Annotated in this window: 18 protein-coding genes; 1 reads left to right on the top strand and 17 read right to left on the bottom strand. The window is 66.6% G+C overall.

All coding sequences use genetic code 11. The features are described 5' to 3' along the window. From EP380_RS03875 to EP380_RS03845, 7 genes are all read right to left on the bottom strand, one after another. Nucleotides 1-873: a branched-chain amino acid ABC transporter permease gene (locus tag EP380_RS03875; RefSeq protein WP_106573365.1), complete on the bottom strand. Its 873-nt coding sequence runs from the start codon at nucleotides 871-873 to the stop codon at nucleotides 1-3. A gap of 64 nt (nucleotides 874-937) precedes the next feature. Beyond that, nucleotides 938-2,182 carry an ABC transporter substrate-binding protein gene (locus EP380_RS03870; protein ID WP_106573366.1) on the bottom strand — a complete coding sequence of 415 codons (1,245 nt, stop codon included), beginning with the start codon at nucleotides 2,180-2,182 and terminating at the stop codon, nucleotides 938-940. A gap of 2 nt (nucleotides 2,183-2,184) precedes the next feature. Next, nucleotides 2,185-3,084 carry a GntR family transcriptional regulator gene (locus EP380_RS03865; protein ID WP_106573367.1) on the bottom strand — a complete coding sequence of 300 codons (900 nt, stop codon included), beginning with the start codon at nucleotides 3,082-3,084 and terminating at the stop codon, nucleotides 2,185-2,187. Nucleotides 3,085-3,357: 273 nt separating this feature from the next. Continuing rightward, entirely contained in the window at nucleotides 3,358-4,206 is an 849-nt protein-coding gene (locus EP380_RS03860) for an HTD2 family dehydratase (RefSeq protein WP_127596832.1), read from the bottom strand. Beyond that, nucleotides 4,203-5,321, bottom strand: a complete 1,119-nt coding sequence (locus EP380_RS03855) for a CaiB/BaiF CoA transferase family protein (protein ID WP_127596830.1) — start codon at nucleotides 5,319-5,321, stop codon at nucleotides 4,203-4,205. Before EP380_RS03855 ends, EP380_RS03860 begins: the two co-directional genes overlap by 4 nt. Before the next feature lie 8 nt (nucleotides 5,322-5,329). Beyond that, nucleotides 5,330-6,502: an acyl-CoA dehydrogenase family protein gene (locus EP380_RS03850; RefSeq protein WP_127596827.1), complete on the bottom strand. Its 1,173-nt coding sequence runs from the start codon at nucleotides 6,500-6,502 to the stop codon at nucleotides 5,330-5,332. Between the two features lie 48 nt (nucleotides 6,503-6,550). Continuing rightward, entirely contained in the window at nucleotides 6,551-7,939 is a 1,389-nt protein-coding gene (locus EP380_RS03845; protein ID WP_238719711.1) for an MmgE/PrpD family protein, read from the bottom strand. 129 nt (nucleotides 7,940-8,068) lie between these two features. Here EP380_RS03845 and EP380_RS03840 point away from each other — a divergent pair, with 129 nt between their 5' ends. Next, entirely contained in the window at nucleotides 8,069-8,974 is a 906-nt protein-coding gene (locus EP380_RS03840; RefSeq protein WP_106573371.1) for a LysR family transcriptional regulator, read from the top strand. Between the two features lie 16 nt (nucleotides 8,975-8,990). On the opposite strand, the gene EP380_RS03835 is transcribed toward EP380_RS03840, so the two are convergent. The 10 genes from EP380_RS03835 to EP380_RS03790 all read right to left on the bottom strand — a co-directional run bounded on the left by EP380_RS03835 (nucleotide 8,991) and on the right by EP380_RS03790 (nucleotide 19,097). Continuing rightward, nucleotides 8,991-9,962: a CobW family GTP-binding protein gene (locus EP380_RS03835; protein WP_127596824.1), complete on the bottom strand. Its 972-nt coding sequence runs from the start codon at nucleotides 9,960-9,962 to the stop codon at nucleotides 8,991-8,993. Further along, nucleotides 9,959-10,279 carry a hypothetical protein gene (locus tag EP380_RS03830; protein ID WP_106573373.1) on the bottom strand — a complete coding sequence of 107 codons (321 nt, stop codon included), beginning with the start codon at nucleotides 10,277-10,279 and terminating at the stop codon, nucleotides 9,959-9,961. The genes EP380_RS03835 and EP380_RS03830 overlap by 4 nt, the downstream gene beginning before the upstream one ends. Nucleotides 10,280-10,339: 60 nt before the next feature. After that, nucleotides 10,340-11,245, bottom strand: a complete 906-nt coding sequence (locus tag EP380_RS03825; protein WP_127596822.1) for a polysaccharide deacetylase family protein — start codon at nucleotides 11,243-11,245, stop codon at nucleotides 10,340-10,342. Nucleotides 11,246-11,538: 293 nt separating this feature from the next. Further along, nucleotides 11,539-12,996, bottom strand: a complete 1,458-nt coding sequence (gene hydA / locus EP380_RS03820; RefSeq protein WP_127596820.1) for a dihydropyrimidinase — start codon at nucleotides 12,994-12,996, stop codon at nucleotides 11,539-11,541. 65 nt (nucleotides 12,997-13,061) lie between these two features. Next, a complete protein-coding gene (locus EP380_RS03815; RefSeq protein WP_127596818.1) occupies nucleotides 13,062-14,000 on the bottom strand; it encodes an N-carbamoyl-D-amino-acid hydrolase in 939 nt (312 codons plus the stop codon). A 32-nt stretch (nucleotides 14,001-14,032) separates the two neighbouring features. After that, nucleotides 14,033-14,947, bottom strand: a complete 915-nt coding sequence (locus tag EP380_RS03810; protein WP_238719710.1) for an NAD(P)-dependent oxidoreductase — start codon at nucleotides 14,945-14,947, stop codon at nucleotides 14,033-14,035. Then, nucleotides 14,944-15,336, bottom strand: coding sequence for a carboxymuconolactone decarboxylase family protein (locus tag EP380_RS03805; protein WP_106573377.1), 393 nt, complete (start codon nucleotides 15,334-15,336; stop codon nucleotides 14,944-14,946). Before EP380_RS03805 ends, EP380_RS03810 begins: the two co-directional genes overlap by 4 nt. Nucleotides 15,337-15,364: 28 nt before the next feature. Further along, entirely contained in the window at nucleotides 15,365-16,759 is a 1,395-nt protein-coding gene (locus EP380_RS03800; RefSeq protein WP_199190544.1) for an amidase family protein, read from the bottom strand. A 331-nt stretch (nucleotides 16,760-17,090) separates the two neighbouring features. After that, the gene (locus tag EP380_RS03795) at nucleotides 17,091-18,227 is read right to left on the bottom strand and encodes an ABC transporter ATP-binding protein (RefSeq protein WP_106573378.1); all 1,137 of its coding nucleotides are present in this window, start codon (nucleotides 18,225-18,227) and stop codon (nucleotides 17,091-17,093) included. A 48-nt stretch (nucleotides 18,228-18,275) separates the two neighbouring features. After that, the gene (locus EP380_RS03790) at nucleotides 18,276-19,097 is read right to left on the bottom strand and encodes an ABC transporter permease (protein ID WP_338036290.1); all 822 of its coding nucleotides are present in this window, start codon (nucleotides 19,095-19,097) and stop codon (nucleotides 18,276-18,278) included. Between the last annotated feature and the right edge of the window lie 2 nt (nucleotides 19,098-19,099).

Here is a 19,099-nt window from a genome sequence, read left to right as displayed (position 1 = left end):
CTAGACCCTGTGCCCCAGGAGGCCGGTCGGCCGGAAGATCAGCACCAGGATGAAGATCGCGAAAATGCCGATCTGGCCCAGGCTCTCGCCGAGGAACAACCCGCCCATCGCCTCGACCACGCCGATGACGAAGCCACCGATCAACGCGCCGACGAACGATCCCATGCCCCCCAGTACGACGATGGTGAACGCGATCAGCACGAAGCCGTGGCCGACCTGCGGATTGACGTAATAGCTCGGCAGAAGCAGGCAGGCGGCAACGCCCAAACAAGCAATGCCGAGCCCGTAGCTCATCGCGTAGACATGATCGGTGTCGATGCCGACCAGGGCCGTGCCCTTCTTTTCCTTGGCCACGGCGCGGATGGCCCGGCCGAGATCGGTGCGCGCCATGACCAGCCACAAAAGCGCGGCGGTGACGATGGCGCCGGCGAACGCCACCACTTTGGGCAGTGGCAGGAAGGCGCCGAGGATCTCGACCGTCTCGAAGGAATAGGGCGTGTCGATGATGCGGGTGTCGGAGCGGAAGAAAAACAACGACAGGTTCTCGATGACGATCGCCAGACCGAGCGTGACGAGCAGGATGTTCTCGTCGCGACCGTGGCTGGCGCGGCCGATAATGCCGCGCTGCAGCGCATAGCCGAGGGCAAACATCGCCGGCGGCACGATCAGCAGCGCCAGGTAGGGATCGATGCCGAAGCGCGCCTTGAGATAATAGACGGCGTAAAGGCCGAGCATCAAAAGCGCGCCATGGGCGAAATTGATGATGTGCAGAACGCCGTAGATCAGCGTCAGCCCGAGCGCCACCAGCGCGTAGAGCGCGCCGGTGGTGATGCCGTTGAGAACCGAGGGGATGATGATGGCGAGATCGGGCATGTCGGTGTCCGCATTGCTGTCGCTCCGCCGGGCCGGGGCGCGGCGGAGCGCGTCGCGACTGCGATCAGCCCATCGGGAAGACCGCTTCGGCGGAAGCGAACTCCTCAGGGAAGATCACCTCGATGGCGCCATTCTGGACTTGCGTGTTGACCGGCTGGGCGCCCATGTTCTGGCCGTTTTCCATCTTGGTGGGGCCGTAGGGCATGCCGTGCTTGTCCCAGGTCGAGCCGGTGAGCGCCGCGATCACGGCCTCCTTGTCGGTCGAGCCGGCGCGCTCGATGGCGTCGGCCAGGAAGGCGACGGCGTTGTAGGCCAGGAACACCTCGTAGGTGTAGATCACACCTTTGGCCTCGGCCGCCTTCTTGCGCTCCATCGCGACCTCCGATTTCGGATCGAACCAGTGATTGCAGTCCATGATCTGCTCGGCGGCCTGCGGATACTCATTGACGAACTGATAGCTGGACGCCGCGCCGCCGAGCACCGAATAGATGCCCTTTGCCGCGACCTGCTGCTGTTGCAGCGTGCGCGCCAGAAGTACGTATTCGTTGTAGTAATTGGCCGGAATGATCAGGTCCGGCTGCTTCGACTTGATCTGCAGGGCGATATTGGTGAAGTCGCGCGTCGGGTTGGCGTGCTTGATGACATCCATGACCTCGATGCCGATGCCCGGCAGTTTTTCGGTCAACAGGTTGGCGGTGCCGGTGCCGAACAGCGATTCCTCGTGCACGATCATCGCGCTCTTGGCGGGCGAACCGGCGGCTTTGTTGATGGTGTCGAGATTGGAGACCGCGATCTCGGCCACCTTGCCGTAGCCCGGCGCGAAGCGGAACGTATTGGCCAGGCCGCGGCTGGTGATCTGGTCGGACACGCCGACATCGACCACGTGGGGCGTGTTCGTTTTGGCCGCTTCCTGCGAGGTGGCCAGGGAAATCGCGGAGGAATAGCCCGCGACAATGCCGGCAACGCCGGCCTCCACCATCTTGCTTACTTCCTGCGCGCCGATTTCGGGCTTGCCCTGGCTGTCGCCCAGAACGGCTTCGAGCATGGCACCGCCCATCGACTTGATGCCGCCGGCGGCGTTGATGTCGTCGATCGCCATCTGTGCGCCGGTCCGGCACTGGGTGCCGGAAAAGGAGATGAATCCGGTCACCGGGTGGATCAGCCCTATCTTGACGGTGTCGCTCTGCGCCCGCAGCACGGCCGGAAAGCCTGCCGAAGCCACGCCGAGCGCGGCGGCGCCGGCCAGAAAGTCGCGTCTTGCGATGCGGGGCTGCGATCGAACGAGCCTGTCGGTCGTCTTGGTCTTCATGACTATCCTCCTGTCGTCATCCGGCCTGGATTCCCCGAGGGTCCCTTCTCTTCCTCATCGCCGGCCGGAATCGGCGATGACGGCATTGTCGCCCAATGCGCTCCGTCCTTGGCGCGGACCCGGCGCATGGACATTTCGAAGCGGTAGAGATCGGGCCGGTAGACCACGCGGATATATTCCACCGGCCGGTCCTTGCTATCGCGTACCACGCGCCTGACCTCGATCAGCGGCGCACCGGCATCAATGCCGAGCGCGGCGGCGACGGCGGCGTCGGCAAGCGTGGCCGAAACCGTCTGGCGGGCGGAGGCGACCTCGACGCCGGCCTTTTCGAGAAGATGCAGCAGCGGCCTCGCCTCCAGGTCCTCGCGCTCGTATCTGCGCCCGACGCGGCTCGGCACATAGGTGACCAGAAACGACATCGGCTCGCCCTCGAGACTGCGCACGCGCACGGCGCGCTGCACCTCGTCGCCGGGCGCCACCTCCAGTGCCGCGGCGATATCGGCGGAAGCGGCCACATAGCCGAATTCCAGCACCCGCGCCTGCGTGGCGATGCCCATCAAGGACACGTTTTCCAGCCAGCCCTCAATCGAGGCCATCACCGCCGGAGCCGGCGGCTGCGCGACGACACGCGTGCCCCTGCCCCGCTCGCGCACGACCAGACCGGCATCGGCAAGCTCGTTGAGCGCCCGCTTGGCGGTGATGCGCGAGACGCCGAACTCCTGGCACAGTTCCTGCTCGCTCGGCACGAGATCGCCGGCCGACAGGCCCCCGCCATAGATGCGGCTGCGCAGGATGACGAAAAGCTGGTGATAAAGCGGAACGCGGGAGGCTTCGTGGAGTTGGCGAGCCGGGCGCGGCTTGTCGCGACGGGCGGTGCTCGCCGACTCGTCCAACCTGTCCATCACACCCTCCCGATGCGCTGCCTATATGGCATGTAGGTATATCATTATATCAATTGAATGGTTGCCGCAAGCGGCAATCCACGACCGCTCTTGCGGCGTCGGTGGCACGCGGCAGCGCGTCGTGCGGCAACCGCCCGGTCGTCGCGGGCGACCCGGTTCGCAAGCTTGTCAAAACCCGGCGCGTCACGCGGCGCCGGGCTTTGGCAGGGGGTTGTCGAAGACGAAGGTGTTGGAAGGCGGCGGTCTCTGGCCAAGCCGGCCCGCCGGCGCGCTTCAGAAAACCAGTGTGGCGCTCATCGTCCTGGCCGCCTGGCCATCGGCGCACCAAAGGTCCAGCCCCTCGCCGGAACGGACCGCGTTGACGGTGAACGGACCGCCGTGGAAGAGCGGCGACAGGCCCCGATAAGAAAAGCCGCGTGGCGGACGACCGCCGAGCCGCGCGCCGAGATGCAGCATAAGCGTCGCCTGAAGCGGACCGTGCACGACAAGGCCCGGATAGCCCTCCTCATCGCGCGCATATTCGACGTCGTAATGGATGCGATGGCCGTTGAAGGTCAGCGCCGAATATCGAAACAAAAGCGTCGTGGTCGCCTCGACCGTCTCGGTGTGGTCGGCGGCCGGCATCGGCGCGAGCGATCCGGGTTGCGCGGGCGTAGCGGGCGCGGTGGACGGCGCGCCGCGATAGACGATGTCCTGGCGCTCGCTGATCACCGTGCGGCCGTCGCAGTCGAAATCGTGCTCGACCGTCACGAAGACCAGTTCGCCGCTGCGGCCGGTCTTGTGAACGATGTCGGCGATGCGCGAAACCCTCCTCACCTCGGCCCCGATCGGAAGCGGCGCGTGAAAGGAAAGCGCGCCGCCGGCCCACATCCGGCGCGGCAGCGGAACGGGCGGCAGAAACCCGCCGCGCGCGGGATGCCCGTCCGGGCCCAGTTCGCCGGGCGGCACGGCCGGCGGCGCCAGGCACCAATGGATGGCGAGCGGGGCGGCGACGGCGTCGCGATAGGCCGAGCGGCCGAGCGTGGCCTCGAAACGCTCGGCAAGGCCCGGCGAAACGATGTCGCCTGCCCGCTGCTCGCGTCCGATCCAGCGCTTGAGATCGTCGATGTCGACCGCGCTCATGACGACGCCTCGGCGAATTCGCGCCGCACGGCGTCGGTGTGGACGCCCAGCGCCGGCACGGGCCCGCCCTTGACGGCGCGGCGCAACGGCGAGGCGACCCCGTCGAAGACGCCACCCGGCGTCTCGATCGGGATGCGCCGCAGAGCCGCGTGGCCGGAAAGATCGGCCACCGTGGAGACATTGGACCAGGCGAGCCGGTTGGCCTCGAGCTTGGCGATCGCCTCGGCCCGGCTCATGCCGCCGAAAATTTCCGCCATGATCCCACCCAGCCGTTCGCGGTTTTCGACCCGGCTCGGATTGTCGTGATAGAGCGGATCGTCGACCAGATCCGGCCGCTCGAAAACGCCTTCGCACAGGCGCCGCCATTCGCCCGGATTCTGCACCACGATCACGATCTCGCCGTCGCGGCAGGCGACCGAGCAATAGGGGTAGATCGCGGCGTGGGCGAGCCCGGTGCGCGGCGTCGGTTTGCCGCCATAGTCGTGATGCAGCAAAGGCACGCTCATCATGTCGGCCATGGTGTCGAACATGGCGATCTCGATGGCCGCGCCGCGTCCGGTCGCGGCCCGGCCGACCAGCGCCTCCAGGATCGCGGCATGGGCGTTCATGCCGGTCATGACGTCGGCGATCGACACGCCGACCTTGACCGGCGTGTCGGGCGTGCCGGTGACCGCGCAGACGCCGCTCTCGGCCTGGATCAGCATATCGTAGGCGCGCATGGCGCGCGCGGGACTGTCCTGAGGGTAGCCGACGATGTCGACGGCGATCAGGCGCGGATGGCGCGCGACCACGTCGGCGGCCCCGAGACCCAGCCGGGCGGCGGCGCCCGGCGCCAGATTCTGCACGAAGACGTCGGCGCGCGCCACCATGCGCTCGACCAGCGCCCGGTCGTCATCGTCTTTGATGTCGAGCACTGTGCTTTCCTTGCCCCGGTTCAGCCAGGCAAAATAGGCGCTGGTGCCGTGAACGGCCTTGTCGTAATGGCGCGCCGTCTCGCCCTCCGCGCGCTCGATCTTGATGACACGGGCACCGGCATCGGCGAGCCGCAGCGTGCAGGTCGGCGCGGCGACGGCCTGTTCGATGGAGACGACCAGAAGACCTTCAAGCGGCAGCATGGCTTTCCTCAATAGGAGCGCGGCAGGCCGAGCACGTGCTCGGACAGATAGCTCAGGATCAGATTGGTCGAGATCGGCGCGACCTGGTAGAGCCGGGTTTCGCGGAACTTGCGCTCGACGTCGTATTCCTCGGCGAAACCGAATCCGCCATGGGTCTGCACGCAGGCTTCCGCCGCCGCCCAGGAAGCCTCGGCCGCAAGCATCTTGGCCATGTTGGCCTGTTCGCCGCAGTCCTCGCCGGCCTCGAACATTCTGGCTGCCTGGTGGACCATCAGTTCGGCCGCGCGCATCTGCGCATAGGCGCGCGCGATCGGGAACTGCACGCCCTGGTTCTGGCCGATCGGACGGCCGAAAACCCGCCGCTCGCCGGCATAGGCGCTCGCCTTCTCGATGAACCATTTGGCGTCCCCGATACATTCGGCCGCGATCAGGATGCGCTCGGCGTTCATGCCCGACAGGATGTAGCGAAAGCCCCTGCCCTCCTCGCCGATCAGGTTGTCGGCCGGCACGCGCACGGAATCGAAAAACACCTCGGTGGTGGCGTGGTTCATCATCGTGCGGATCGGCTTGATCGTCATGCCGTCCTTCAACGCCTCGCGCATGTCGACGATCAACACCGACATGCCGGCGGTGCGCTTTTCGGCCTCCTCCTTCGGTGTCGTGCGCGCCAGAAGCAGCATCAGGTCGGAGTGCTCGGCGCGCGAGGTCCACACTTTCTGCCCGTTGACGACATAATGGTCGCCCTCGCGCCGGGCGAAGGTCTTGATGGACGTGGTGTCGGTGCCGCTGGTCGGCTCGGTGACCCCGAAAGCCTGGAGCCGCAATTCGCCGGCGGCGATGCCGGGCAGATATTTTTGTTTCTGCGCCTCGCTGCCGTGCCGCAGCAGCGCGCCCATGATGTACATCTGGGCGTGGCAGGCCGCGCCGTTGGCGCCGGCGCGCTGCACCTCTTCCAGGATCGCGGCCGCGGCCGACAGCGGCAGGCCGGAGCCGCCATATTCCTCCGGGATGAGCACGGACAGATAACCGGCATCGGACAGCGCCTTGACGAAGTCGCTCGGATAGGCGTTGTCGCGGTCGAGCTGGCGCCAGTAGTCGGGAGCGAAGTCCGCGCACAGCCGTCTGACGCTTTGCCTGATCTGCGCGATGTCCTCGCCTTCCGGAAGATCCTTGATGGTCATGAAGTTTTCCGATTTTGGTCTGGTTGATCTGTGTCGGCGGGGCCGGGTTCAGGAGAGGCCGGCACCGCGCGCGGGCATCAGCGCGCCGATATGGTTGGCGCGTTCGATCGTCCACAGGCGCGGCAGCACCACGTCCATCTCGGCCGCGTCGGCGGCCCGGCTGAAGGCGGCGAGGCCGCGCACCTTGGCGTCGATCTCCTCGCGGCTGAGCGTGTTGCCGGGATCGCCCTTGGGCTCGTCGACCCTGGCCTCGATATGGCGGCCGTCGCGCGTCTCCAGCGCGATCTTGCCGATCCAGCGCGCCGGATAGGCGGCATTGACCTCGTCGTCCAGCCGCATGACGACGCGCGCGCGGAAGGCAGCGACCTCGGGACTGTCGAACCCGTTCTGGAACTCGCTCATGCCCGCGCGGCCATGGGCGGCGATCAGGCCGAGCGTGGTGCCCATGGAGAATTTCGCCTGGTGCACGCTCGCCGGCGCCGTCACCGGCCCGAGCACGTCGATGGCGGCCTGGTGGACCAGCGCCGTGACGCTGCCGATATCGTCGATCGTGAGATCGTTGTCCTGCATGGCCTTCAACAGCGCGTCGGCGGCGGGATGGGTATGGCGGCAGGAGGCGTGAAACTTGAACGAGGTTTCGGCCAGCGCCCAGCGCACGCCCAGCCGGTCGGTCAGCCTTTGCGGGTCGGCGTCGCTCGACATGCCGGCGCCCATGCCCTGCGCGCCTTCCAGAATGCGTTTGGCGCCGGTGAAGCCGTCGGCGGCGAGATAGGCCGCGATCAGCCCATTGGCGGCCGCCTTGCCGGTGTGCAGCGGCTTTGAATCGGCCGCGTCGCGCAGGAATTCCCAAAGGCCCGCGGCCTGCGTGCCGGCCGACCCGAACGCGTCGAGCATGGCGGCGGGCGTCAGTCCCAGCAACCGGCCGGCGGCCGCGGCGGCGGCCAGCGCGCCGGCGGTGCCGGTGGTGTGGAAGATACGGTAATGCGAACGGCCGAGAAATTCGCCGATGCGGATGCCGGCCTCGTAGCCGGCCACAACCGCGGCGATGAAATCGCGACCGGAGGCGCGGTTGGCCTGGGCGACGGCGAGCGCTGCGGGAAACACCACCGCGGCCGGATGGAAGACCGAGCCGTTGTGGACATCGTCCTGCTCGGCCACGTGCGAGGCGGCGCCGTTGACCAGCGCGGCAAACAGCGGCGAGCTGGAGCCGCGGCTTGCAAGCAGTTCGCTCGGCCCGTCCGCCGGCCCCATGCGCGCGGCGAAGGCGGCGACGATCTCGACCGGGCGCACGCCCTTGCCCGCGAGGGCGGAACCGGCCCAGTCGACGAACAGATCGACGGCGCGCTCCACCACCGGCTGCGGAATATCCTCATAACGCAGCCCGGCGGCAAAGGCGGCCAGCCGGGCGCTCGGTGTCTCGTCCAGGTGCTCGTGCATGGTCGCGCTCCGTCACGGCCGGCGGGAGTGACCGGCCCGCCTCATCGTGCATGTAGCGCCTTGTCGCGCAATTCGTTATTCAGGAAACACGCCTTCAGCACAGGCGAACGCTCCCGGAGAAAAGGCTCGATGTCCGGCCTTCGTTACGACCTCGTGGATCTGCGGCTTTTCGTCAGCATCGCGGAAGCCGGCAGCCTGACCAAAGGCGCCGAACGCGCGCATCTGTCGGTCGGCGCGGCATCGATGCGGGTCAAGAACCTCGAAGAGGCGCTCGGCGCGCCGCTGTTGGTGCGCACCAGCCAGGGGGTCAACCTGACCCCCGCCGGAGAGGCGCTGCTGACGCACGCACGCCGGGTTTTCCGCGATCTCGAACGGCTGCACGGCGACCTGCAGGCCTTCTCGCGCGGCCTGCGGGGACGGGTGCGCGTGTTCGCCAACACGACCGCGATGACCGAAATCCTGCCGGCAGCGCTCGGCTCCTTCCTGGCCGCCCACCCGCATGTGGACATAGACCTGGAGGAGCGGCTCAGCCCGGAAATCGCCCGCGCCGTGGCCGACGGCAGCGCCGATATCGGCATCCTGGCCGGCACCGTGCGTACCGACGGGCTGGAGGTGCTCGCCTACCAGGAGGACACGTTGGTGCTTGCCGTGCCCGCCGGCCACCCGCTTGCCGGCGCCGACACGGTGGATTTCGCCGAGGTGGCCGCGCTCAGCCTGGTTTCGCTGCAGCGCGGCAGCGCCATACACGGCTTCATGGAGAATATTTTTGCCGAGATGGGCGTCGCGCCCGACATCCGCATCCGGGTGTCCAGCTTCGAATCGCTGTGCCGCATGGTCGAGGCCGGCGTCGGCATCGGCATGCTGCCCGGCTCGGTGGCGAACCGGCTCAAGCACAACCACGCCATTGCGGTCGTGCCGCTTTCCAACCGCTGGGCGGTCCGCGAACTCAAGATCTGCGTGCAGAAGCTCGACGAGTTGCCGGCATTCGGCCATGCGCTGGTCGAACACCTGGTGTCCGGCGCCCGCGCGGCGTGATGGGCGCGCCGCCCGCTCAGCGTCCCTCGCCGGTGAAATAGGCCAACGATCTGCGCAGATCCTCGGCCCGAAAGCCGCGGCCGATCACCACCACGGAATTGTCGTCGTCGGTCGGCTTCGCGCCGGCTTCGGGCACGATTTCGGGCTGCTGGACGACCTTGCGCACGCTTTGCAGGAGCAGCCGCCCGGCCGGCGTGCGCACCACGCCCTTGACCCGCATGATGTCGTCGCCGCGCGCGTGAAGCAGCGCGCTCAGCCAGATCGAAAAGGCCGGCCAGTCGGTGGCCTCGGAAAGGTCGAGCCGCGTGGCGGCGATCGGGGCGGCCGCGCCCTCGCCTTGGGCCGGCGGGATCGCGACCGGCTCGATGCCGGCATGGTCGGGCAGGCCGGCGCCGCTGCCCATGGCCGCCCCCGCTATCGCCGCACCGGGATTGAGCGCGTGCAGAGTGGCGACGAGCCGGGCGAGATCGGGCCCAGCGGCGGCGTCGACCTTGGTCACCAGCAGCCGGTCGGCGGTCTCGATCTGGCGCAGGGTCAGCGGCTCGTTGCGCATCTGGTCGAGCCCGTAGAGCGCATCGATGGCGATGATGATCTCGTCGACCATCAGATGGTGGATCAGGACCGGGTCCGTGCGGATTGTGTCGACGATCGGGCCTGGATCGGCCAGCCCGCTGGTTTCAAGCACGACACGGTCGAGCGAGGCCAGCGCGTCGTCGCCGCCGACGCGCGCGTCGCAGATGGCGCGTAATAGCGTGACCAGCGCCTCGCGCCCATCGCAGCACGCACAGCCGCCCGCCAGCACCCGCAGTTCGGCCGATCGCGCCAGCAGCGCGTCGTCGACCGGCACCTCGGCCGCCTCGTTGACGATCACGAGCGCGTCCTTCATCTGCCCGTGATGCAACTGGTGGCGCAGCCAGGTCGTCTTGCCCGAGCCGAGAAACCCGCCGAGCACGGTCAGCCGCATGCGCCCGTCGCGGGCCTCGCTCATGTGTCCTCGCGCCCCTCCGCGTCACACGCTTCGGCGAGGAAACGCGGGTCGAGCGGATCGATGACGTGTCCGCTCATGCGTTCGGCCGCCTGCCAAACCTCGTTGACGTCGCCGACCATTTCGTGGCGGCCGGTGCGATCGGACAGGGTGAGGCCGGGTGTGACGCCGTCGTCATGCACGCTCAGGCCGAATGCCGGCAACACCGTTTGCAGCAACTGGGCGCGGCGGAAGCGCGCGCGTATGCGGTCGGTCGGCGTCGAGGCGCCGGCTTCGGTCCAGTGGCCGGGGACGGACGGAAACCCGCAATTGGCGCACATTTGTCTGCTCCTTCGATCGCGGCGGACGGCGCCGAACGCCGCCCGCCCTTGTCCGACCGGTCAGATGACCGGCGGGCGCTGCTTGCCCTCGAACGGGTAGCGCGCGCGGAAATCCTCGGCGATTTCCTCGAACGGGACCCAGCGCACGCCGTCGTGGCCGTTAATATAATCGATCAGCCTCTCGAGCATCAAAAGCACCTGCGGCCGGCCGCTGACGTCGGGATGGATGGTAAAGCAAAACGCGGCGTAATCCATCTCGCGATAGACCCAGTCGAACTGGTCGCGCCACAATTCCTCGATGTCACGCGGGTTCACGAAGCCGTGGCTGTTGGGCGACTTCTTGATGAACATCATCGGCGGCAGGTCGTCGACATACCAGTTGGCGCCGATCTCGACCAGGTCGATCTCCTTGCCATGCTCGAGCGGTTTCATCCACTCCTCCGCCTTCTTGGAGTAGTCGATCACCGTCCACTTGTCGCCGACGCGGGCATAAAACGGCTGGAAGTCGCGATAGCCCTGGCTGTGGTCGTATTTGAAGCCGTATTTCTGCAACAAGGCGGCGGTGCTGTTCGACATTTCCCACCACGGCGCGACATAGCCACGCGGCGCCTTGCCGCTCATCTTCTCGATCAGCTCGACCGACTTGGCCAGCACGGCCTCCTCCTGGGTCGGCGTCATGGCGACCGGATTTTCGTGGGTGTAGCCGTGGGCGCCGATCTCGTGGCCCTCGTCGACGATCTGCCGGCACTGGTCGGGAAAGGTCTCCAGCGAGTGGCCGGGAATGAAGAAACTGGTGCGCAGATCGTATTTCTTAAACAGACGCAACAGCCGCGGAACGCCGACCTCGGAGGCGAACACGCCACGCTGGATGTCGGACGGAGAATCCGCGCCGCCATAAGAACCGATCCAGCCAGCAACCGAATCGATGTCGGTGCCGAACGAACAGAAAATCTCTTTCTTTGCCACTTCGAGTCCTCCTTCCAAGTGTAAACCGAACGTCTTCCGCGCCACGCCCGCCCATCCGGCGCGGGCGGTGGTGGGCGGTGGTGGGCGGCATCGCCGGGCCTCGGTCCCGGAGCCGATGCCAGGCCGATCCCGCAAACGGGATCGAGCGGACGAAGCACTTTCCGGGATGCTATACAAGCGCTACGATATTGGCAATTCTCCTTTCATTTTATTGCTTTAGCCAAACGCTTCCGTTCATTGATGCATACTTTGATATCAATTAATTCGATTCCGGTATCGTCGACCGCTCGGCCTCAAACCCCGATCGGCATATGCTCGGCCGACCGTTGCACGGCGCGCGGGGCGGTCAGTTCCTTCCAGGTCGACAGCGCCCGGTTGACGGCGGGAAACGGCGGACGCTCGACAAAGCGGCCCCGGCCGGGCCGCGGCTCGTTGGATCCCTCCTCGCCCCACACCACCTCGCCGCGCGACAACGTGTAGCGCGGCATGCCGCGCACCTCGTGCCCCTCGAACACGTTGTAGTCGATGATCGATTTCTGGGTGGCGGCGCTGATCGTCTTGGTCTTTTTCGGATCCCAGACGACGATGTCGGCGTCGGCGCCGACCATGACGGCGCCCTTGCGCGGATAGACATTGAGGATCTGAGCGATATTGGTGGAGGTGACGGCGACGAACTCGTTCATGGTCAGCCGGCCGGTCTCCACCCCATGCGTCCACAACAGCGACAGCCGGTCTTCCAGACCGCCGGTGCCGTTGGGAATCTTGGTGAAATCGGTGCGTCCGAACTGCTTCTGCTCGGTGGTGAAGGCGCAGTGGTCGGTGGCGACGACCTGCAGCGAGCCGGCCGACAGCCCGGCCCACAGCGATTCCTGGTGCTGCCTGTCGCGGAAGGGCGGGCTCATCACCCGCCGCGCGGCGTGGTCCCAGTCGGCGTTGGCGTATTCGCCCTCGTCAAGCAAAAGATGCTGGATGAGCGGCTCGCCGTAGACGCGCATCCCTTTCTGGCGCGCCCGGCGGATCGCCTCGTGCGCCTGTTCGCAGGAGGTGTGGACGATATAGACCGGCACGCCGGCGGCGTCGGCGATCATGATGGCGCGGTTGGTCGCCTCACCCTCGACCTCGGGCGGACGCGAATAGGCGTGCGCCTCGGGTCCGGAAATGCCCATCTCGAGACATTTCTGCTGCAGGGCGGCGACCAAATCGCCATTTTCGGCGTGCACCAGCGGCAGGGCGCCCAGCGAAGCGCAACGGCTGAACGAGGCGAACATCTCATCGTCGTTGACCATCAGCGCGCCCTTATAGGCCATGAAATGCTTGAAGGTGTTGACGCCGCGCCCGACCACGGTGGCCATGTCGTCGAAAATCTGCTTCGACCAACCGGTCACCGCGACATGGAAGGAATAGTCGGACGAGGCCTGGCGCGCGGCGCGCTCCTCCCAGGCGTCGAGCGCCTTTATCATGCCGTCCTCGCCGGGGACGACGAAATCGACCACCATGGTGGTACCGCCCGACAAGGCGGCGAAGGTGCCGCTTTCCCAGGTCTCGGCTGTGGTGGTGCCCATGAACGGCATTTCCAGATGGGTATGCGGGTCGATGCCGCCCGGCATGATGTAGGCGCCCTCGGCGTCGATGACCTTGTCACCGGCGAGATTGTCCCCGATCGCGGCAATGGTTTCGCCCTCGATCAATATATCGGCCTCGTAGCTGCGGTCGGCAGCCACCACGGTTCCACCCTTGATCACGGTCGACATCGTGTCCTCCTAGCGTTGTTCAAAACCATCGGGCCGGCGCAGCGGTCGCGCCGGTACTGTCTTCGTCACATCGGCGGCGGCACCGCACCCTTGCGCTCCACGATCAGCCGATAGGCATCCGGCTCGCGATGGCGCGCGAAATCGAAGATGGTCTCGCGATAGCGCTTGCCGATATCGAGATCGCAGCGCGCGGTGATGACCTCGTCGCCGATGGTCGAGGCCATGGCGACGATCTCGCCGGACGGAGAGATAATCACGCTCTGGCCGACCATGTTGGAGCCTTCCTCCACGCCGCATTTGGCCGTGCCCACCACCCAGGTGGCGTTCTGATAGGCGCCGGCCTGCATCGACAGATGGTTGTGGAACTGCGTCAGGCTGTCGATGTCGGGGTGCTGGGTGTGGTCGTAGGGCGTGTTGTAGCCGAGCACGACCATCTCCACCCCCTGCAGGCCCATGACGCGGTAGGTTTCGGGCCAGCGGCGATCGTTGCAGATGCACATGCCCATCACGCCGCCATAGGCGCGCCAGACCCCGAAACCGAGATTGCCGGGTTCGAAATAGCGCTTTTCCAGATGCTGGTGGGTGCGGCCGGGCTGCGGCTCGTCATGGCCGGGCAGGTGCACCTTGCGGTACTTGCCGACGATCTCGCCCCTGGGGTCGACCAGGATCGCGGTGTTGAAGCGGTGCTTCTTGCCGTCTTCGTGGACGAGTTCGGCATAACCGACATTAAAGCCGATGCCGAGTTTCTTGGCCTCCTCGAAGAGCGGCGCCGTCTCCGGGCCCGGCATCTCGGTCTCGTAGAAACTGTCGAGCTCGGCCTCGTCCTCGATCAGCCAGCGCGGAAAGAAGGTGGTGAAGGCGAGTTCGGGAAACACCACCAGTTCCGCGCCGCGCGCCTTGGCCTCGCGCATCATCTCGATCAGCCGGCGCACCGTGTCGCGGCGGGTCTCCGAACGGCTGATCGGCCCCATCTGGGCCGAGGCGGTGTTGATCAATCTTGCCATGATGCGTCTCCTTCGTTCGGCGGCCGGCCGCCTCACACGGGTTTGCGGGCCCGCGCCCGCTTCTTCAAAAATGCGTGGATCAAGGTGTGGTCGGCACCCTGGCCGAGATCGGCCAGGGCAGCCGACCACAGGGCAGCCGCCTGCTCGGCCCCGCATGCGGTCATGCCCAGCTCTGTCGCCAGATCGCTGGCGGTATGAAGGTCCTTGGCCATCAGGGCCATGGCGAAACCGGAGGCGAAGCTGCCCGAAAGGATGTGCGGCTTCAGCTTCACCTCGGTGGAATTGTTGCGGCCGGTCGAGGCGTTGAGAATGTCGACCAGCGTGCCGGGATCGACGCCGAAAGCCTCGCCGATCAGCGTCGCCTCGCAGGCCGCCGCCAGGCCGGCCGCCGATACGTAATTGTTGAGCGCCTTGGCGGCATGGCCCGAGCCGAGCGGCCCGGCATGGATGACCGTCGTACCCATGGCATCGAGAAGCGGCCTGGCGCGGGCGATATCGACCTCGCGGCCGCCGGCCATGATGCACAGCGAACCGTCGCGCGCCCGGGCCACCCCGCCCGACACCGGCGCATCCACGAGCGCGATGCCCTTCTCCAAAAGGCCGGCGCCGAGCAGACGCGTGCCCATCGGCGCCGACGAGCTCATGTCGACGACGAGGGTTCCTTCCTTGAGGAATCCCGCGACGCCGCCCGCGCCCAAGAGCGCGTCGCGCACCACCGCACCGTCGGGCAGCATGGTCACGACGATGTCGCAATCCGCGACCGCCGTGCGCGCGTTCTCGAACACACGGGCGCCGGCGGCGGCGAGCGCCTGGCGCGCGGCGGCGTCCGTGTCGACGCCGCGCAGGTCGAAGCCGGCCGCAACCAGGCGCTCGGCCATCGGCCGCCCCATCATGCCGAGCCCGATGAAGGCGACGGGGCCTGTGCCGTCGGACGCTGCCGCCGTCACACATCCATCTCCTTGAACACGTCCCTGGCGATGCGGAAACAGTCGAGCGCCGCCGGTACGCCGCAATAGACCCCGATTTGCAGAAACACTTCCTTCAGTTCGTCCTTGGTCAGGCCGTTGTTGAGCGCGCCGCGCAGATGCAGCTTGAACTCCTGCGGCCGGTTGAGCGCCGCCGTCATGCCGAGATTGAGCAGGCTGCGATCGCGGCGCTCAAGTCCCGGGCGGTTCCAGATCTCGTCCCAGCACCATTCGGTGGTGAGCTGCTGCATGGCCCAGTTGAACTCGTCGGCCTGTTCGAGCGACGTATCCACATAGTCCGCGCCCAGCACGGCACGGCGGGTTTTGAGCCCGCGCTCGAACTTGTCCGATCTCGGTTTTTGTCCGTTCATCCTATCCGTCCTTGCCGCCTCGTCGTGTTCACGTCCGTATCCAGGTCGGTTCGAACAGGCCGCCAAGCAGGCGCTCGATCTCCAGTCCGGCGCTCATCAGCCGCGTGTCGTGGCCGTAAAGCCCCGAAATCAGGATGCTGGTCGGAAGCCCGTCGCCGTCGCGCCCGGTCGGCAATGCAAGACCGCACAGACGCAGAATGTTGCCGAACATGGTGTTGCGCAGCGTGCGCAGATTGACCCGGTGAAAGAGCTCGTCGTCGGCCTCCAGCGGCGCGACTTCCGGCGCCGTCGTCGCCGTCGTCGGCATCAACAAGAACGCATCCTCCAGCTCCGCTTCGATATGCGCGATCGCCGCGGCGCGTTCCGACTGCAGCGACTGCAGATCGTGGGCCGACATCGCCTTGCCCTGCAGGATGCGGTGGGTTACCCGGCGGTCGATCCTGCCGCCGTCGGGTCCGTCCACCAATTCGTGATATTCGTGATAGGCTTCGGCCGCCGCCAGCGAGCCGTGGCTGGCCGTCATGCGGCTGGCCATCTCCAGCGCCTCGACGGGGCGCCTTTCCACCGTGGCGCCAGCCTTTTCCAATCGCCCGATCGCGGCTTCGTAATTGTCCAAAACCGCCTGCTCGGCCTCGTCCAGAACGATGTTCGTGGCGGCGACGAAGCGGGTCGCGGACAGATCGGCGCGCCGGGCCTCGGTCGCCGGCGCGCCGCGCAACACCATGTCGAGCATCACGCAATCGGCCACGCTGCGGCCCAGGGGCCCGATCGTGTCGAGCGTGCGGGCGAGCGGCACCATGCCGGTCTTGTCGATCCGCCCCTCGCTGGTCTTCAGCCCCACGACCCCGTTGAGCGATGCGGGAATGCGCACCGATCCGCCGGTGTCGGTTCCGACCGAACACGGCACCAGCCCGGCCGCGACCGCCGCACCCGAGCCCGAGGACGACCCGCCCGGCGAGCGGGCGACCCGGCGGTCGTTGGGATTGACGGGCGTGCCGTAATGCGGATTGAGGCCAAGACCGGAATAGGCGAATTCCGTCAGGTTGACCTTGCCGAGCGTCACCATGCCCGCCGCCGCGGCGTTGGCCACGCAAAAGGCGTCGCGCCGTTTGGGCGCGGCGTCTCGATAGAGCGCCGAGCCGGCCGTCGTCGCCACCCCGGCCGTGTCGAAAAGGTCCTTCCAGGCGATCGGCACCCCGTCGAGCGGCGACAGCGGCAGGCCTTTGCGGAAACGCTCGGCCGCCGCGCGCGCCTCCTTGCGCGCCCGTTCGTGCATGGTCGCGATGAAGATGCGGTCCGCCTTCGCAGCGTCGATGCGTTCCAGGAAATATTCGGTCACGGCGACCGGGTCGGTCTCGCCGTTGCGATAGGCCAATGCGATTTCGCCGGCCGTGCGACGGGCAATCGCCTCGATATCTTTCACTCTTTCGCTCCTTCGCGATCGTCACCCGCCGGGGCTTCTCAAGCCGTGCGCGGTGGAGTAGGGTCAAAGGATTGCTGCCTGCCCGCGCGCAGTCATCGCGCCGTCTCCGGGCGCAATGCGGCCGCTGCGATTTCCGCCAAGCGTGTCGGGATCTGCCCTTGCAGCGTGGCGAAACACGCGATTTCCGGACAAAATCCTCCCTTGCGGCACGCCAACAAGCGCGCCACATCGTGTCGGACGACACCGCCAAGCGGTTATGCGGATGGGATCAGCCGTTCAGTCGGTCCATCTCCTCCCGTTCTTGTTGCGTCTGCATGGTTCGCGCCGCCCGCTAACGGGCCGCGTAGGGTTCCGGCACGCCGGTGTCGACCCTGTCGAGCAGATGGGCGTGCTGCTTGTCCCAGCTTGCCGCCACCGCGTCTCCGGGGCCGATCGGCTCGACGAAATAGTCGTGGTCGGGAACGTTGGCGACAAACGTGTCCATCCCCGGCACCTGCAGGCTCACCTTTACGAAATTGCCCTGATATTCGATGGAATCGACCGTGCCGAGGACGGCGTTGGTGGCCGCTTCCGTTTCGGCTTCGGTGCGCTTGCGGATGGCGATGTAGTCGCGGCGCACGGAAAAGGACATGTCCTCGCCCACCGCCGGCGCGACAGACTGCCGGGGGAGTTCGAACGTCTCGCCGCGCGCGCTCTTCAGCCTGGCGACGCCGCCTTCGATGCCTTCCACCTTGCCGGTAAGGACGTTTTGCGCGCCCATGAAGCGGGCCACATAGGGTGTGGCGGGGCTGTTGTAGATCTCGCGCGCGCTGGCGGCCTGATCGATTCGGCCGGTATCCATGACCACCACCATGTCGGCGAGTGCGATCGCCTCGGGCTGGGTGTGGGTGACGTGCACGAAGGTGATGCCGAGCTCGGCCTGCAGCGTCTTGAGCTCCACCCGCATCTGCAGGCGCAGAAACTCGTCGAGCGCGGAAAGCGGTTCGTCGAGAAGCAGCACGCGCGGATTGGTGATCAGCGAGCGCGCCAGGGCGACGCGCTGCTGCTGACCGCCCGAAAGCTGCGCCGGCATGCGGTCGCGCAGATGCGCAAGCTGGACGCGCTCCAGCATCTCGTCGGCGCGCTTGCGGCGTTCGTCCTTCCCCACGCCGCGCATCTTCAGGTAGAAGGCGACGTTGTCGCGAATGCTCAGATGCGGAAACAGCGCGTAGCTCTGGAACATCATCGCCGTGCCGCGCTGCACCGGCGGCAGGCCGATCACCGAGGTATCGCCGATGGTGATCTCGCCCGATGTCGGGGTCTCGTGCCCGGCGATCATGCGCAGGATCGTGGTCTTGCCGCAGCCCGACGGGCCGAGAAGACAGCAATAGGAGCCGTGCGGAATGGTCAGGTTGATGTCCTTGACCGCATGGGTGTCGCCGAATTTCTTGGTCAGATCGACCAGGCGGATCTCGCCGGAATTCGACATGTCGGTCGCCGAGGCGCCTGACGGGGCTGTAACGGGTGTGAAGTTCATCTATTTCGACCGTCTGCGTTGAATGAGGATGATCGAGCCCAGGGCCACGGCGATCACGAAGAAGGAGATCACCGTCGTCACAGTGCCCAGGGCGTAGAGCGCCGGCGAGGTGACGTTGGTCGTCATCGTCCAGATCTCCAGCGGCAAGGTGTTCTTGGTGCCGACCGTCAGCCAGCTACGCGGGAATTCGTCGTAAGACAGCGTGAAGCCGAACAGCGCCACCGCGATCATGCCGGGAAACACGATCGGCACGACCACGTCCTTGATCGACTGCCAGCGGCTGGCGCCGAGGTCGAACGCGGCTTCCTCGTAGGACGGGCTCAGCCGCCCGAGGATCGCGAACATGATCAGCAGGCCGAACGGCAGCGTCCATGTCAGATGGGCGCCCAGCGCGGTGCCGTACCAGCTCGCCGACAGGCCGAGAAACTGGGCCGTCACCAGAATGCCGATCGACAACACCAGGCCGGGAATGATCAGGCTGGCGATCGCCATGTAAAACAGCGGTCCCGAGCCGCGAAAGCGATGGCGGAAGCCGAAGCCGGCCGTCACCGAGATCAGCACCGTCAGCACCATGACCACCAGGGCCAGCGGCAGCGAGCGCGAGAAGGCGCCCGGAACGTCGCCGACGCGAGTCGGATTGAACAACTCGTCGAACCAGATCAGCGAGGGATCGCGCAACGGGAAGTTCAGCGATGCCGACGGCCCCTGGAAGGACAGCACAAGCACCGAAATCATCGGCCCGTACAGGAACATCACGAAGAGCAGCATCAACAGGGCGAGGACGTAAAAGGTCCAGGGTCTGCGGTCTTGGGAGGACGGCATGG

The sequence above is a fragment of the Nitratireductor alexandrii genome (assembly GCF_004000215.1).
In the GTDB taxonomy this organism is placed as follows: domain Bacteria; phylum Pseudomonadota; class Alphaproteobacteria; order Rhizobiales; family Rhizobiaceae; genus Mangrovimarina; species Mangrovimarina alexandrii.
This window is presented reverse-complemented; position numbering and strand designations above follow the sequence as displayed.